The following is a 14,518-nucleotide window of genomic DNA, read 5'->3' as shown; positions in this document are numbered from 1 at the left end:
AAGCCACCGGCGTCACAGCACCCGGTCGAGCGCCTCGATGAGCTTTTCCACCTCGTGCTGCGCGGTGTAATGCACGAAGGAGAGCCGCAGCACGCCCATCGCCGGATCGACGCCCATGGCCTGCAACGGGCGCACCGCGTAGAAATCGCTGCCCCCTGCCATGATCCCGTGCTCCGCCAGCGCCCGCGCCGCCGCCTCTGCCGGCCCTGCAAGGCCACCGCCACGGTCGGCGCGCGGTGCGCGGCATCGCGCGGGCCAAGGAGGCGCACCGAATTCCGGTTGCCCAGGAAGTCGAGCAGCGGCTGCATCAGCGTCACCTCATGCGCATGCATGAGCCCCGCCACCTCGCGCGGGGCGACGCCCTCATGCGCCGCCAGCGCCTCGATATAATCCACCATGCCGGCGGAGGCCGCGACCTGCGCGTGATCCGGCCCGGCGGGGGTGAATTTCTTGTAAAGCGTGTCGCCATTGAAGAAATGCGCCTGGTTCGGCAGCGCCTCTCCGAGCGCGCGGCGCATGACCATGATGCCCTGATGCGGGCCGTAGGTCTTGTAGGCCGAGAACAGGTAGATATCGCAGCCGAGCTCGCCCACATCCGGGAAGCCGTGCGGCGCATAGCTCACCCCGTCGACACAGACCCAGGCACCGGCGGCATGGGCCAGCGCGGTGATCTCGCGCACCGGGTTGATCTCGCCCACCACGTTGGAGCAATGCGGGAAACACACCAGCCGCACCTTCTCGTCGAGCAGCTTTTCCAGCGCCGCCGGGTCGAGATGCCCGGTCTCCGGGTCGATCTTCCATTCGCGGATCTCGATCCCGTCATCGGCCAGCCGCCGCCAGGGACCGGAATTGGCCTCGTGATCCTGATTGGTGACGACGATCGCCTCGCCGGGCATCATCCGCTGGCGAAAGGCCTGGGCCAGCACATAGGTGTTCTGCGTGGTCGAGGGGCCGAAGCTCAGCTCATCGGTCTCGACCCCCAGCAGCCCGGCCAGACGGCTGCGCGCTTCGTCCATCTCGGCCCCGCCCGCCTCCGAGGCCGGATAGGGCGCATAGGGCTGGACCTTGCGCTGATGATAGAAGCGCGTCAGCCGGTCGATCACCGGCTGGCAGGTATAGGACCCGCCCGCATTCTCGAAAAACGCCCAGCCCTCCAGCGACGGCTCGGCAAAGGCGGGAAACTGCCCGCGCACGAACTCCAGATCCAGCATATGTCCGACTCCCCTGAGATTGCGGCGGAGAAAACCGGCGAATGCGCGGAGCGTCAAGGATCGGCGGGGCGAACATTGCGTGAGGTGAATGCCGACACGCGCTCGCATCACGGACACCGAGCCCGGTCGGCACAGATGCACGACATCTCTATCGACATCGGACACGATCCCACCCGATCCGGCCCTTGGCGGAGATATCGCGTGTTGATACAAAACACCAATCACTGCTTCCGAGATCGCAATATGTCTAAGTTCTATCTGCCGATACTGGAACTCCTGGTTGCCGGCGCCCTGATCTATCTGATCCCGGAGGGACTTTATAAAGTCGCGCAACGCGTATTCGGGCGGGCCGGAGATCGTCTGGAGTTCATCGCTAACAACGTGCGGGGCTTTTTGATCGGAAGTGTCGTCGCCCTAGGGTTTCTCTTCGCCTTTGGGGTTTCATATGAGGATTTCGTCGCAGGTCTCGTGCGCAATACCGCGTCCGAGATCAGACGGGTCCTCGGTTTCGATCCAATAGACAGATGCGTGGCCCGAACCAAAGAAGTCTTTCGCTTCACCCCGATGCAGTTTACCTCCGAAGCCAGTTCGCAAGGGCTGACGCCGGCAAACGGTCTCACATTCAGCACCCGTGAAGAGTTGCTTTCACATGGCTGGGAGGCACTTATCCTTCGAGAAGGCAACAGTCCGGAAGACGTCTATGAAATCTCACTCCGAAAGTTCTGCATCTCACGAATTCAGCGCGGCGTGCTGAACTTCTGACACGTCGCCAAGATGCAAAGACTGTCAGGCAGAGGCCCGATGCGCGGTAATGTGACTCACCACCCTGCGCCACAAAAAAGCGCGCGGGCCCGAGGGCCCGCGCTCATTCAGATCAAACCTGGCTGACAGGTGTCAGGCCCGGCGTTCCGCCAGCAGCCCGCGCCAGATCGCAAAGCACATGATCAGCAGCACCACCGTGAACGGCAGCCCGGTCGAGATCACCATGGATTGCAGCGACGACAGACCGCCCGCCGAGAGCAGCAGCACGATGGCCACGGCGCCCTCGAAGATGCACCAGAACACCCGCTGCGGCACCGGCGCATCGACCTTGCCGCCTGCCGTGATCGTGTCGATCACCAGCGAGCCGGAGTCCGACGAGGTGACGAAGAACACGATGACCAGCACAATGCCCACGATCGAAGTGATCGAGGTCAGCGGCAGCGCGTCGAGCATCTTGAAGAGCTTCAGCTCGAGCGAGGCGTCCTGTGCGGCGGTGTAGCCGTCGGCCAGCACCTGATGGATCGCCGCGCCGCCGAAGATGCTCATCCACAGCACGCAGACCAGCGAGGGGATCAGCAACACGCAAACCACGAATTCCCGCACGGTGCGCCCACGCGAGACCCGCGCGATGAACATGCCGACGAAGGGCGACCAGGAAATCCACCAAGCCCAGTAGAACGAAGTCCAGCCCTGCATGAAGTTCACGTCCTCACGCCCGACCGGGTTCGACAGCGCCGGCAGGTATTCGAGATACGCCACCAGATAATCGACAAAGCCGGTCAGCAGCGCCACGGTCGGCCCCACCAGCAGCACAAAGATCAGCAGCAGGAACGCGAGGCCCATATTGATCTCGGAGAGCACCTTGACGCCGCCGTCGAGGCCGCGCAGCACCGAGACCAGCGCCACGGCGGTGATGCAGGAGATCAGGATCACCTCGGTGGTCGAGCCCACCGGAATGCCGAACAGCTCGTTCAGGCCGGCATTCGCCTGCGTCGCCCCGAAGCCCAGCGAGGTCGCCAGACCGAAGAGCGTCGCGAACACCGCCAGCACGTCGATGATATGGCCCCACCAGCCCCAGACGCGCTCGCCGAGCACCGGGTAAAAGGCCGAGCGGATCGTCAGCGGCAGCCCCTTGTTGTAGGAGAACAGCGCCAGCGCCAGCGCCACCACCGCATAGATCGCCCAGGGGTGCAGCCCCCAGTGGAAGATCGTCGCGGCAAAGGCCAGCCGCGTCGCACCCAGCTCGTCGCCCGCCGCGGCGCCCAGCGGCGCCCAGTCGGTGCGCACCCCGTCCTCACCCACGGCAGTGCCACCGAAGGAAGAGGAGAAATGGCTCATCGGCTCGGACACGCCATAGAACATCAGGCCGATGCCCATGCCGGCGGCGAAGAGCATCGCAAACCAGCCCATATAGCTGTAATCCGGCGTCGCATCCGCCCCGCCGAGCCGCACCTTGCCCACCGGCGTCACGATGAGCAGCAGGCAGAAGATAACGAAGATATTGGCCGCGCCCAGAAAGAACCAGTCGAAGCCCTTGGTCACGCTGTCGAACAGCCAGCTGAAGACAGTGCCTGCCTGCTCCGGCAACGCCAGCGTGTAAAAGGTAAAGGCAATGATCGCGAGACCCGAGATCAGAAAGACCGGGTTGTGGATGTCCATCCCGAACGGGCCGATCTGGGTCTCGATATTGTCCTGACCGATTGTGTAATCGGTGTCGATGATATCCGCCGTGCCTTCCGGCGCGGGAATACCCTGGTCGTCGCTCGTGTCACTCATGGCACGAAACTCCCTATTTTTTGTTCTGTTGGTCTCGCGCGCCTCAGCGCACGAGCATCACCGACACATCCGCATGGGTGGCGATGCTGCCCCCGTTTGCGGGCCAGAAGCGGTCGGCGACATTGGGAATGTGACTTGCCATCACCACCAGATCCGCCTCGGTCTCCTTCACCGCCTTCAGCAGCGTCGGGTCGAGGTCGATGCTCGGGTCGTGACTGGCATAGGCCTTGGAGTCGGTGGCAATGCCGCGCAGCTCGCCCTGCTCCGCGGCGAAGGCCGCAAGTTTCTTGGCATATTCCGCCGGTGTGCGCGCGATCGCCGAAGGCTGTTCCGTGGTCACCCCCACATAGACCGCCGTCGCGCCGTAATGCGCCGCCAGATCTGCCGCGCAGAGCAGGGCTTTTTCCAGCTTTTCCGCATGGCCCAGGTCCACCGGCACCATAATACGTTCGAACAAGGATCCCTCCTTTTCCTGTACCGCCGGGTTCGTCCCGGCACGTTCTTCAGGCAAAGACCGGCTTCCGGCAAAGAAAGATGCGGGCATGGCCCGCGCAAGAACCGGGCCTTCGCCCTGTCTGTCCTGCGCGGTCACAGTCACCCCGCATTAACACAAAGCTAACGCGAAAGTGAGGGGAGGTGCAAACCGACACGCCGGTAAAACGCCCGAAAACGACATTTCAAGGTCGGTAAAACCAAAGTCTTGCAGCGGGTTGCGACGCATTCCGACGAAAATGCGTCGCTTTTGCCCCCCGTGGCTCAGGCGTTCACGTCGACCACGACCCGGCCCTTGACCTGCCCCTTGAGGATCGCCTCTCCCAGCGCCGGCAATTCGGCGAGCGTCGCGGGGCGGATCATCTCCTCGAGCTTGTCCATCGGCAGGTCGCCCGCGATGCGCCGCCAGGCGCGCAGGCGGTTGTCGAAGGGCTGCATCACGCTGTCGATGCCCAGCAGGCTGATCCCGCGCAGCAGGAAGGGAACCACGGTTGCGGGCAGCTGCGCACCGCCCGCAAGCCCCACCGCCGCGACCGAGCCGCCATAGGCCATCTGCCCCAGCACCCGCGCCAGCATCGCGCCGCCCACCGCATCGACGCAGCCGGCCCAGGTCTCGCTCTCGAGCGGCCGCTTCACGGTCTCGGCGAGCTCCTCGCGCGGCACGATGCGCGCGGCGCCGAGATCGCGCAGATAGCCCTCCTGCTCCGGTCGCCCGGTGACGGCCGCCACCTCATAGCCCAGATGCGCCAGCAGCGCCGTCGCCACCGAGCCGACGCCGCCCGCGGCGCCGGTAACCAGAACCGGCCCCCGGCCGGGGGTGAGCCCGTGATCTTCCAGCGCCATCACCGCCAGCATGGCGGTGAACCCCGCCGTGCCCACCGCCATCGCCTGCCTCGTGTCGAGCCCCTCGGGCAGCGGCACCAGCCAGTCGGCCCGGACCCGCGCCTTCTGGGCGTAGCCGCCCCAATGAGCCTCGCCCACACGCCAGCCGGTCAGCACCACCTTGTCGCCCGGCGCATAGCGCGGATCCTGCGAGCTTTCGACGGTGCCGGCAAAGTCGATCCCCGGCACATGCGGATAGTTCCGCACCAGCCCGCCGCCCGGCCCGATACAGAGCCCGTCCTTGTAGTTCAGCGTCGAATACTCGACCGCGACCGTCACCTCGCCCTCGGGCAGATCCTCCAGCCCGATCTCCGTTACCGAAGCCGAGGTCTTGCCGCTCTCGGCATCCTTTTCCACCATCAGCGCCTTGAACATCCGATCCTCCTCTCGCCACGGGACATGCCCGCATGGCTTTCATCTTTCTCCAAATACCTCCGGGGGAAGGCACGCATGTGCCGAGGGGGCAGCGCCCCCAAACCCCGCCGGAGGGCCGTCGCTCAGAGCCAGGGGCCCTCTTCCGGCATGAAGGCCAGATCGCTGGTCCAGCCCGTGCCGCCCGCCGCCGTCACCATGGCATGCACCTGGCCGCGGTGATGGGTCTGGTGATTGAACATATGCGCCACGCAGAGCCCCAGCGGCTTGACCTGCTCGCGCCCGGTGGCGCCGGAATACCAGCGCAGATCGCCCTTGAGATCGAGCGCCCCCAGTTCCTCCGCCCACAGGATCAGGCGCGAATCCACGCGGAACCGCTCGGCGCTCCAGACCGACAGGGTCGGCGTCATCTCGGTGCTTTGAGGAATCCCGCCCTCCGGCGCCGGCCATCCGGCAAAGCGGCTCATCCAGATCCGGTCGCCCCAGAGCAGATGGTTCACCGTGGCGAAGATCGTGCCGAAAAATGCCCCGCGCTCGGCGCGCAGCTCGGCCTCGGGCAAGGCTTCGAGCGCGTCCTTCATCTGACGGTTCTGCCAGGCGTTGTAGCGCGCCAGGCTCAGCGCAAGATCAGGGCTCAGCATCGTTTCCGGCTCCGGTGGTTCGGCGGCACCGCGCCGCGCGGCGCAGGACATCCAATTCCCTGTCACTGAAACGGAAACCCCATCGCTCTGCAAGCGTCCCGGCCCCGGGCACATCTCGGCGGAGCACGCGCGCCGCTTTGTGCGCCAGCCCCCGGTCCGCCGCGCGGGCGCGCCTGTCACGCGCTCCCGGCCCGCAGCCGCCGCGCGACGCGGCGCAGCAGGGCGTTGACGATCACCTTATGCGCAAAGCCGACCGGCAGCATATAGGCCCGTCCGAAGAGATTATGCGTCACCACCGACGAGGTGACCGTCAGGCGCGCGCCGCTCGTGGTGATCGTGGTCATCACGTCGAGATGCCGGTCGCGCTCGGTCAGTACCAACGCCTCATCAGAGACATGTTCGACCAGAAAGAAATCCAGCCGGTCCCCCACCTGCACGGTCTGCGCCTGCCGGCCGGAAAACCCGCCGATCCGCTTCACGCCGAACCGCGCGGAGATCGCATCGCGCAGCGCAAAGGCCGTCCGCATCACCGGCAGTGGCTCCGCGACCATAAGGTTCCACGCCTCGAGCGCGGTGAGCGGATGCGGCAGCGCCAGCACACGCGTGTCATGATAGTCGAGCTCCTCGGGCGGCCGCAGCAGATGGGTGTCCCCGTGCAGGATCATGGTCTTTCCTTCCCTCGCCACAGCGCGCGCAAGGCCCGCGCCAGACGCTAGCCGGGGCCGCCCGGCGGCGACATGCGACACACTGCCCGACGTAGCGGCATCGGCGCGGGATTACGCATTATTGGGTATTCACAGCCGATCACGGCTCCGTTAGCGTCCGAACACTGGCAGGCCCCGGCCCGCCACGCGCCCTTGGGAGGGGGTGCTCATCAGGGAGGAGACCACAATGAAAACGACCCTCGCGGCGGCCCTTGCCGCCTCGTTCGCCATGTCGGGCGCCGCCTCGGCACAGGAGCTGTTCGAAATGACCAGCGGCTATGCGAACAACCTGCCGATCCTTGGCACCGCATCCGTCAATTTCGTCGAAAAGATCAACTCGATCTCCACCGAGGTGGAATTCGAGCATTTCAACCCCGGCGAACTGGTGCCGGCGCTGGAGATGCTGGATGCCACCTCGAACGGGTCCGTCGATGCGGCCTATTCGACCTCCGGCTACTGGCAGGGCAAGATGAACGCCGCCGGCCTCTTCGCCGCCGTGCCCTTCGGCCCCGAGCCGGGCGAGATGCTGGCCTGGATGCTCTACGATGACGGCATGAAGTACTTCCAGCAGATGTACGACGACAACGGCTACAACGTGAAGGTCATCCTCTGCGGCATGTACGCGCCCGAGACCTCCGGCTGGTTCAAGAAAGAGATCAACTCGATGGACGATCTCAAGGGGCTCAACATGCGCTTTTTCGGGCTCGGCGCCGAGGTCATGGCAAAGCTGGGCGTCTCGACCTCGCTGCTGGCGGGGGGCGACATCTTCCCGGCGTTGGAGCGCGGCGCCATCGACGCGACCGAATTCTCGATGCCGCTGGTCGATGCCAATCTCGGCTTCTACAACATCGCGAAATACAACTACTTCCCCGGCTGGCACCAGCCCTCGACCATGTTCGAGCTGCTGATCAACAAGGACCGCTGGGAGGATCTCGACGAGGTCGCGCAGAACCAGATCGAGATCGCCTGCATGGCCAACCTCGCCGACAACTTCGCCGAGGGCGAGGCCAAGAACTTCCCGGCGATGAAGGAAAACGTCGAGGAACACGGCGTGCAGATCAAGAACTGGAACGAAGAGCAGCTTCAGCAGTTCGAGCGTGCCTGGCTGGAGGTGGCCGACGAGCTGGCGGCGGAGGATGAGTTCTTTGCCGAGGTCTGGGCCGACCTTCAGGAATTCCGCGAGGGCTACAAGCTCTGGGGCAACAATATCTACCTGCCGCGCCCCTATCTCTCGGTCGCCGGGCAGTAAGCCGCAGCGATTCTGACACCGGCCGGGGCGGCGCATCCGCCCCGGTTTCTTGACTTGCGCGAGGGAGGCAGGCGCGATGGCCGAGCAACACGAGGTCGTGGCCGCGATCTCCGATCCGGGAGAGATCGGGCGGAACGAGCAGAATCGCGGCGACCGGGCCGTCATCCAGATCTCCAATCTGGCCGCCTGGCTGTTTCCGGTCCTGATGGTGGCGATCTGCGCGCAGGTGGTGTTGCGCCAGGCCGGGCACAATCAGGCCTGGCTCGACGATCTGCAATGGTGGCTCTACGGCGCCGCCGTGCTGATGGGGATCGGTTACGCGGTCACCACCAACAGCCATGTGCGGGTGGATATCTTCTACGACAATTTCGCGCAGCGAAAACGCATCGCCACCGATATCTTTGCGCTGGTCTGGCTGTTTTTGCCCTTCATCATCCTGTGCTGGGACGTGACGCTCGATTACGCGCTGACCTCGATCCGCGCCGATGAGGGGTCGGACAGCCCCAACGGCCTGCACAATCTCTGGATACTCAAGAGCTTCATGAATGTGAGCTTCGTCTTCATCGCCGTGGCGGTCTGGTCGGTCTATCTGCGGCTGCTGTCGAAACTCACCCGCCCCGCGCTCTGGAAGCAGATGCTTTTCGCTTTCCCTTCCGTGGCTTACGCGATCAACCTCGCGTTCTACTACAGCCTCTTCGGTATCCTTTACGCCACCCGCGACCCGGAGATGAGCGCCCGCGATGTCAGCCGCCTGCCGGTCTTTGGCGCGCTCGAATTCGGCCAGCAGGAGATGCGCTGGACGGTGCTTGTCGCACTGCTCCTGACCGTCGCCGCGATCCTCATCGCGCGGCTTTTCGCCCGCAGGGAGGCCTGAGATGGAGTGGCTCACGATCAACGAGATCGCCGTCGCGGCGATGTTCGCAACCTTCATCTGGCTGCTCTTTCGCGGCGTTCCGGTGGCCTTTGCGCTGGTCGGCGTCAGCCTGATCTTTGTGCTGGTGGCCGAGATCGCGCTCGACCCCTATCGCAATGTCTTCAAGGGCATCATCGAGTTCGACCGCACCGGCATCGACTACCGCAAGTTGCAGGCGCTCTCGGGCCGGATCTTTGGCAACACGATCAAGAACCCGGTGCTCGTGGCGCTGCCGATGTTCATCTATATGGGGCTGATGCTGGATCAGTCCGGCGTGGCGCAGCGCATGATGCATGCGATGCAAAAGCTCTTTGGCAGCCTGCGCGGCGGGCTGTCGCTGACCGTCATGCTGATCGGCATCATCCTCGCCGCCTCCACCGGTGTCATCGGCGCCTCGGTCACGCTGCTCGGCGTCATGGCCCTGCCCGCGATGATGGCGCAGAACTATTCCAAGCCCATCGCCACCGGCACCATCGCCAGCGCCGGCACGCTGGGCATTCTCATCCCGCCCTCGATCATGCTGGTGATCATGTCGGATCAGCTGGCGATCTCGCTGGGCGATCTTTTCATGGGAGCGCTGTTTCCCGGGCTGATCCTGGGGGCGCTCTATATCGTCTTTATCGTGATCTACGGGATCATCTCGCCCGACGCGATGCCGGCGCCGGAACGCACCGAACGTGTCGGCTGGGCGGAGGTCCGCGAGGTGCTGGTGGCGGTGGTGCCGCCGATGTTCCTCATCCTGCTGGTGCTCGGCTCGATCTTTGTCGGGCTCGCGACACCGACCGAGGCCTCGGGGCTGGGCGCCATGGGTGCGACGCTGCTGGCGGTCTTTGCCCGCAAGCTGAACTGGAAGGTGTTCCGCGAGGTGGCACGGTCGACGCTGAACACCTCCGGCTACATCGTCGGGATCTTTCTGGCGGCGAATTTCTTCGCCTATGTGCTGCGGCGCTATGGCGGCGACGAGATCGTGCAGACACTGGTGCTCTCGGCCTTCGACAACCCCTATCTGACGGTGACCTTCATCCTGCTCATCGTGTTCTGTCTGGGCTTCCTGCTCGACTGGATCGAGATCACCATCATCATCATGCCGCTGATGCTGCCGATCATTCAGGGGCTGGAGCTGGCGGTGCCGGGCTTCGATCAGGTGCGCGACCCGCAGGTGGTGTGGTTCGCCATTCTGGTGGCGGTGACCTTGCAGACCTCGTTCCTGACACCGCCGGTGGGGTTCGCGCTGTTCTACCTCAAGGGCGTCTGCCCGCCGGGCGTGTCGCTGGCACATATCTATCGCGGGATCATCCCCTTTGTGCTGTTGCAGCTTCTGGGACTGTTCATCGTCTTCGAATTCCCGGCGCTGACAACCTGGCTGCCATCGGTGGCCTATGGGGACTGAGTGACTCGCGTGTGTGGCACCGGTGCGGTGGGCAGATTGCCCACCCTACGAACGGTGCCCGAGCGCGGAACAAGCCCGAAGGGCGCCGCGCCATCGCCGGCCCGTTCGGGCGGGCTGGCGATTTTGTGACGTTAGCGCCGCCTGTTGAGGTCATTCGGATTTGGCCAGGATAAATCGAGAGGGTCAAAGCGCGGCTCGCAAACCCACGGGCCGGCGATAGCGCGGCGCGTTCACACCCCGTAGGGTGGGCAATCTGCCCACCGCACCCGTCGCTCACCCAGCCAACCCTCGCAGCACCCCCGGCAGCGCCTCGGGCAGATCCTCGGCGATGAGCCCCGGCCCGAAGGCCAGCGCCGCCTCCACATGCAGCCAGGCGCCGGAACAAGCCGCCTGGAACGGCGACAGCCCGCGCGCCATCAGCCCGGCGATGAGCCCGGCGAGCACGTCGCCCGCCCCTGCCGTGGCCAGCCAGGGCGCCGACCGCGCCCCCACCGCCGCATGCACCGAGACGCGCCCGTCCGGCGCCGCGATCACCGTGTCGGGCCCCTTGAGCAGCACCGTACAGCCCGCCTGCCGCGCCGCCTCGCGCGCCGCATCGACGCGGGAAAATGCCGGGCCGCTCTCGGGCCGCGCGGCGAGCTGCTCCGCCAGATCCGGAAAGAGCCGCGCGAACTCGCCGCCATGCGGGGTCAGAACGCAGCCCTCGTGCAGCATGTCGAACAGCTCGTCGGGATCTCCGGCAAAGGCCGAGAGCGCATCGGCGTCGAGCAGCACCGCGCGGCCCGCCTCCAGCGCCACCGGCACCAGATCGCGCGCCCGGTCCTGCCCCAGCCCCGGCCCGAGGCAGAGCGCGTTGAGCCGCGCATCCCCAAGCAGCGCGGCGAGATCCTCGGCCTCCTCCACCCGGCGCAGCATCAGCGCGGTGATCTGTGCCGCCACCTCCATCTGCGCCGCCCCCGGCGCGCCCAGCGTCACCAGCCCGGCCCCCACCCGCAGCGCCGCGCGCGCCGCCAGTCGCGCCGCCCCGGTGCGCCCGAAGCCGCCGCTCAGCACCAGCGCGTGGCCGTGGCTGTATTTGTGCCCGCCGCCCGCCTTGCCCAGCCCGTCGGGCGGCCCGACCAGAGTGGCGCGCTGCTCGCGCGCGGCGCGCGGCCGGCGCAGTGTTTCCAGTCCGATCGGCGCGACCACGACCTTGCCGCACAGCGCCGGCCCCTCGGCCAGCACATGACCCAGCTTTCGGGCGTGAAAAGTGACCGTCAGATCGGCGCGGATCTCTTCGAGCTCCTGCGGCGGCCGGGCGCTGCGCAGACGCCGTCCCGAATCCGCGCAGAGCCCGCTCGGCAGATCGACCGCGACCACCCGCACCGCCGGATACGCCCCCCGGCGCTGATCCCGCGGCAGCCGCCATTCCGAGATCTGCGTAGCCCACCCCACGGCGTTGAACGCCTCTACGGGGCGCGTCAGACCGGTGCCGAACAGCGCGTCGATCAAAACCGTCTGCTCGCGACACAGTTCGGGATCGAGCCAGAACGCCTCCGGGCCGTCGTCCTCGTATCTTTGAACCGTCCCGATCTCGCGCCAGCGCTCGTAATTCGTCCGCGCATCGGGCGGCAGACGCCCGGGATCGCCGTAAAGATAGACCTCGACCTCCCAGCCGCGCTCTGCCAGAAGTCGCGCGATCACAAAGCCGTCGCCGCCGTTATTGCCCGGCCCGCAGAGCACCAGCGCGCGCTGCGCTGCGGCTTCAAGCTCCGGCCATTCCTGCATAATCGCCGCCACGACCCCGGCGCCGGCGCGCTCCATCAGCTCCAGCCCGCTGACCTCTCCCGAGGCCATCGCCGCCGTCTCGATTGCCCGCATCTGCGCCGCCGTCAGAAGCTCTGCCATGCCCGTTTCCCCGTGTTTTCATTTTGCCCGCCGAAATGGCGGATTGCACAAAATTTATGCGGGATGTAGGAATCCCCCTATGCACCCCCTGCCCCGGTAGCCTATCCGATTGTGGGCGCCGAACAGAAGTGATCTGGCAGGGTCCGACACGGGATTACGAGGAGACAGGGACCATGAAAAAGGTCGAGGCGATCATCAAGCCGTTCAAGCTCGACGAAGTGAAAGAAGCACTTCAGGATGCGGGCATCCAGGGTCTTTCGGTCCTCGAAGTGAAGGGCTTCGGCCGCCAGAAGGGCCATACCGAGCTCTATCGCGGCGCCGAATACGTGGTCGACTTCCTGCCCAAGGTGAAGATCGAGGTGGTTCTGGACGACGATCAGGTCGACGCCGCCATCGAAGCCATCATCTCGGCCGCCAAGACCGACAAGATCGGCGACGGCAAGATCTTCGTCAGCCCCGTGGAACAGGCCATCCGGATCCGCACCGGCGAATCCGGCTCGGACGCGCTCTGAGCGGCCGCACCCAACCAACCGGACCCAAAAAAGTATCACGTCACAGAAAGGGAAGAAGGGAATGAGCATTAAGGACGTTCTCGAATTGATGAAGAACGAGGAGGTCGCCTATGTCGACATCCGCTTCACCGATCCGCGCGGCAAGCTCCAGCACGTAACGGTCATCGCCGACGAGGTCGACGAGGACTTCCTCGAAGAAGGCTTCATGTTCGACGGCTCGTCCATTGCCGGCTGGAAGTCGATCGAGGCCTCGGACATGAAACTGATGCCCGATCCCGCCAGCGTCTATATCGACCCGTTCTACGCCGAGAAGACCCTCTGCGTGCATTGCTCGGTGGTCGAGCCCGACACCGGCGAACCCTATGAGCGCGACCCGCGCGGCACCGCGCAGAAGGCCGAAGCCTACCTGATCTCCTCGGGCATCGGCGACTCGGCGTTCATGGGCCCGGAAGCGGAATTCTTCCTCTTCGACGACGTGAAGTTCTCGGTCGCGATGAACAAGGTCTCCTATGAGGTCGACGCGCTCGACGCCTCCTGGAACACCGACACCGAATACGAGATGGGCAACACCGGCCACCGCCCCGGCATCAAGGGCGGCTATTTCCCGGTCAACCCCGTGGACGACGCGCAGGACCTGCGTTCCGAGATGCTCTCGACCATGAAGCGCATCGGCATGAAGGTCGACAAGCACCACCACGAGGTGGCGTCCTGTCAGCACGAGCTGGGCCTGATCTTCGGCACCGTCACCAAGCAGGCGGACGAGCTTCAGAAATACAAGTACATCATCCACAACGTGGCGCAGGCATATGGCAAATCGGCGACCTTCATGCCGAAGCCCATCGCTGGCGACAACGGCACCGGCATGCATGTCAACATGTCGATCTGGAAAGACGGCAAGCCGCTCTTTGCCGGCGACAAATATGCCGATCTGAGCCAGGAAGCGCTGTATTTCATCGGCGGTCTGCTCAAGCACGCCAAGGCGCTGAACGCCTTCACCAACCCCTCGACCAACTCCTACAAGCGTCTGGTCCCGGGTTTCGAAGCCCCCGTTCTGCGCGCCTACTCCGCCCGCAACCGCTCCGGCTGCGTGCGGATCCCGTGGGCGGAATCCCCCAAGGCCAAGCGTGTGGAAGCCCGCTTCCCCGACCCCTCGGCAAACCCGTATCTGTGCTTCTCGGCGCTCCTGATGGCCGGCCTCGACGGCATCAAGAACAAGATCGATCCGGGCGAAGCCATGGACAAGAACCTCTACGATCTGCCGCCGGAAGAGCTCGAAGGCATCCCGACGGTCTGCGGCTCGCTGCGCGAGGCGCTCGACGAGCTGAAGGCCGACATGGACTTCCTGCTGGCCGGCGACGTGTTCACCAAGGACCAGATCGAAGGCTATATCGACCTGAAGATGGAAGAGCTCGAGCAATACGAGATGACCCCGCACCCGGTCGAGTTCAAGCTGTATTACAGCTGCTGATCCGAAGATCCGACAGGGATCGAAAGGGCGCCCCCCGGGGCGCCCTTTTTCTGTGTCGCACTGCCCGAATTCTTTGTGCGCGCTGTCCAAATCAGACACGTAAAAACCCGTTCCCTGCCAGATTTGCGCAGATTCGGACCGGGTTTTGCGAGGCATTGTCCAGCCGCAGGAAAAGATCGCTGCAAACGGCGGGGACGGTTTCCCAGGCGGGATCCATCCGATCACGATATGAGAAAATCCGCCCGTAATTTCGTGTCAG

General features: G+C 65.0%; 12 protein-coding genes and 1 pseudogene. 6 read left to right on the top strand and 7 right to left on the bottom strand.

Going from position 1 to position 14,518, the window contains the following annotated elements; all coding sequences use genetic code 11:
* Window positions 1–12: 12 nt before the first annotated feature.
* A pseudogene (locus Ga0080574_RS20795) lies at window positions 13–1,211 on the bottom strand (aminotransferase class V-fold PLP-dependent enzyme).
* Here Ga0080574_RS20795 and Ga0080574_RS20790 point away from each other — a divergent pair.
* Entirely contained in the window at window positions 1,212–1,973 is a 762-nt protein-coding gene (locus tag Ga0080574_RS20790; RefSeq protein ID WP_156876423.1) for a hypothetical protein, read from the top strand.
* A gap of 132 nt (window positions 1,974–2,105) precedes the next feature.
* Here Ga0080574_RS20790 and Ga0080574_RS20785 read toward each other — a convergent pair whose 3' ends face one another.
* The 5 genes from Ga0080574_RS20785 to Ga0080574_RS20765 all read right to left on the bottom strand — a co-directional run bounded on the left by Ga0080574_RS20785 (window position 2,106) and on the right by Ga0080574_RS20765 (window position 6,801).
* Window positions 2,106–3,749 carry a BCCT family transporter gene (locus Ga0080574_RS20785; RefSeq protein ID WP_076703966.1) on the bottom strand — a complete coding sequence of 548 codons (1,644 nt, stop codon included), beginning with the start codon at window positions 3,747–3,749 and terminating at the stop codon, window positions 2,106–2,108.
* A 43-nt stretch (window positions 3,750–3,792) separates the two neighbouring features.
* Window positions 3,793–4,206: a universal stress protein gene (locus tag Ga0080574_RS20780; RefSeq protein WP_076703963.1), complete on the bottom strand. Its 414-nt coding sequence runs from the start codon at window positions 4,204–4,206 to the stop codon at window positions 3,793–3,795.
* Between the two features lie 299 nt (window positions 4,207–4,505).
* The gene (gene acuI / locus Ga0080574_RS20775; RefSeq protein WP_076703960.1) at window positions 4,506–5,498 is read right to left on the bottom strand and encodes an acryloyl-CoA reductase; all 993 of its coding nucleotides are present in this window, start codon (window positions 5,496–5,498) and stop codon (window positions 4,506–4,508) included.
* 122 nt (window positions 5,499–5,620) lie between these two features.
* Window positions 5,621–6,136 (bottom strand): DinB family protein, encoded by a 516-nt coding sequence (locus tag Ga0080574_RS20770; RefSeq protein ID WP_076706086.1) that lies wholly within the window; start codon window positions 6,134–6,136, stop codon window positions 5,621–5,623.
* A 176-nt stretch (window positions 6,137–6,312) separates the two neighbouring features.
* Window positions 6,313–6,801: a DUF2867 domain-containing protein gene (locus Ga0080574_RS20765; protein ID WP_076703957.1), complete on the bottom strand. Its 489-nt coding sequence runs from the start codon at window positions 6,799–6,801 to the stop codon at window positions 6,313–6,315.
* 226 nt (window positions 6,802–7,027) lie between these two features.
* Between Ga0080574_RS20765 and Ga0080574_RS20760 the strand changes: the two genes are divergently transcribed.
* The 3 genes from Ga0080574_RS20760 (at window position 7,028) to Ga0080574_RS20750 (ending at window position 10,392) form a co-directional block, all read left to right on the top strand.
* On the top strand, window positions 7,028–8,089 hold the full coding sequence (locus Ga0080574_RS20760) for a TRAP transporter substrate-binding protein (protein WP_076703954.1): 1,062 nt from the start codon (window positions 7,028–7,030) through the stop codon (window positions 8,087–8,089).
* A gap of 76 nt (window positions 8,090–8,165) precedes the next feature.
* Window positions 8,166–8,963, top strand: coding sequence for a TRAP transporter small permease subunit (locus Ga0080574_RS20755; RefSeq protein WP_076703951.1), 798 nt, complete (start codon window positions 8,166–8,168; stop codon window positions 8,961–8,963).
* A gap of 1 nt (window position 8,964) precedes the next feature.
* Window positions 8,965–10,392: a TRAP transporter large permease gene (locus tag Ga0080574_RS20750; protein WP_076703949.1), complete on the top strand. Its 1,428-nt coding sequence runs from the start codon at window positions 8,965–8,967 to the stop codon at window positions 10,390–10,392.
* A 273-nt stretch (window positions 10,393–10,665) separates the two neighbouring features.
* Here Ga0080574_RS20750 and Ga0080574_RS20745 read toward each other — a convergent pair whose 3' ends face one another.
* Entirely contained in the window at window positions 10,666–12,279 is a 1,614-nt protein-coding gene (locus tag Ga0080574_RS20745) for an NAD(P)H-hydrate dehydratase (RefSeq protein WP_076703946.1), read from the bottom strand.
* 173 nt (window positions 12,280–12,452) lie between these two features.
* On the opposite strand from Ga0080574_RS20745, the gene Ga0080574_RS20740 reads away from it, so the two are divergent.
* Entirely contained in the window at window positions 12,453–12,791 is a 339-nt protein-coding gene (locus tag Ga0080574_RS20740; protein WP_076703943.1) for a P-II family nitrogen regulator, read from the top strand.
* Between the two features lie 61 nt (window positions 12,792–12,852).
* Window positions 12,853–14,259: a type I glutamate--ammonia ligase gene (gene glnA / locus Ga0080574_RS20735; protein ID WP_076703940.1), complete on the top strand. Its 1,407-nt coding sequence runs from the start codon at window positions 12,853–12,855 to the stop codon at window positions 14,257–14,259.
* The last annotated feature ends 259 nt before the right edge of the window (window positions 14,260–14,518 follow it).

The organism is Salipiger abyssi (assembly GCF_001975705.1).
Taxonomy (GTDB): Bacteria; Pseudomonadota; Alphaproteobacteria; order Rhodobacterales; family Rhodobacteraceae; genus Salipiger; species Salipiger abyssi.
The sequence above is the reverse complement of the archived record's forward strand: the minus strand, read 5'-3'. Positions and strand labels throughout refer to the sequence as shown.

What these genes read in the sequence shown, in the direction of transcription:
- Ga0080574_RS20790 (WP_156876423.1), top strand. Translation starts at nt 1,212, where the DNA reads ATGTCCGACTCCCCTGAGATTGCGGCGGAGAAAACCGGCGAATGCGCG.
- Ga0080574_RS20785 (WP_076703966.1), bottom strand. Translation starts at nt 3,749, where the DNA reads ATGAGTGACACGAGCGACGACCAGGGTATTCCCGCGCCGGAAGGCACG.
- acuI (WP_076703960.1), bottom strand. Translation starts at nt 5,498, where the DNA reads ATGTTCAAGGCGCTGATGGTGGAAAAGGATGCCGAGAGCGGCAAGACC.
- Ga0080574_RS20770 (WP_076706086.1), bottom strand. Translation starts at nt 6,136, where the DNA reads ATGCTGAGCCCTGATCTTGCGCTGAGCCTGGCGCGCTACAACGCCTGG.
- Ga0080574_RS20765 (WP_076703957.1), bottom strand. Translation starts at nt 6,801, where the DNA reads ATGATCCTGCACGGGGACACCCATCTGCTGCGGCCGCCCGAGGAGCTC.
- Ga0080574_RS20760 (WP_076703954.1), top strand. Translation starts at nt 7,028, where the DNA reads ATGAAAACGACCCTCGCGGCGGCCCTTGCCGCCTCGTTCGCCATGTCG.
- Ga0080574_RS20755 (WP_076703951.1), top strand. Translation starts at nt 8,166, where the DNA reads ATGGCCGAGCAACACGAGGTCGTGGCCGCGATCTCCGATCCGGGAGAG.
- Ga0080574_RS20750 (WP_076703949.1), top strand. Translation starts at nt 8,965, where the DNA reads ATGGAGTGGCTCACGATCAACGAGATCGCCGTCGCGGCGATGTTCGCA.
- Ga0080574_RS20745 (WP_076703946.1), bottom strand. Translation starts at nt 12,279, where the DNA reads ATGGCAGAGCTTCTGACGGCGGCGCAGATGCGGGCAATCGAGACGGCG.
- Ga0080574_RS20740 (WP_076703943.1), top strand. Translation starts at nt 12,453, where the DNA reads ATGAAAAAGGTCGAGGCGATCATCAAGCCGTTCAAGCTCGACGAAGTG.
- glnA (WP_076703940.1), top strand. Translation starts at nt 12,853, where the DNA reads ATGAGCATTAAGGACGTTCTCGAATTGATGAAGAACGAGGAGGTCGCC.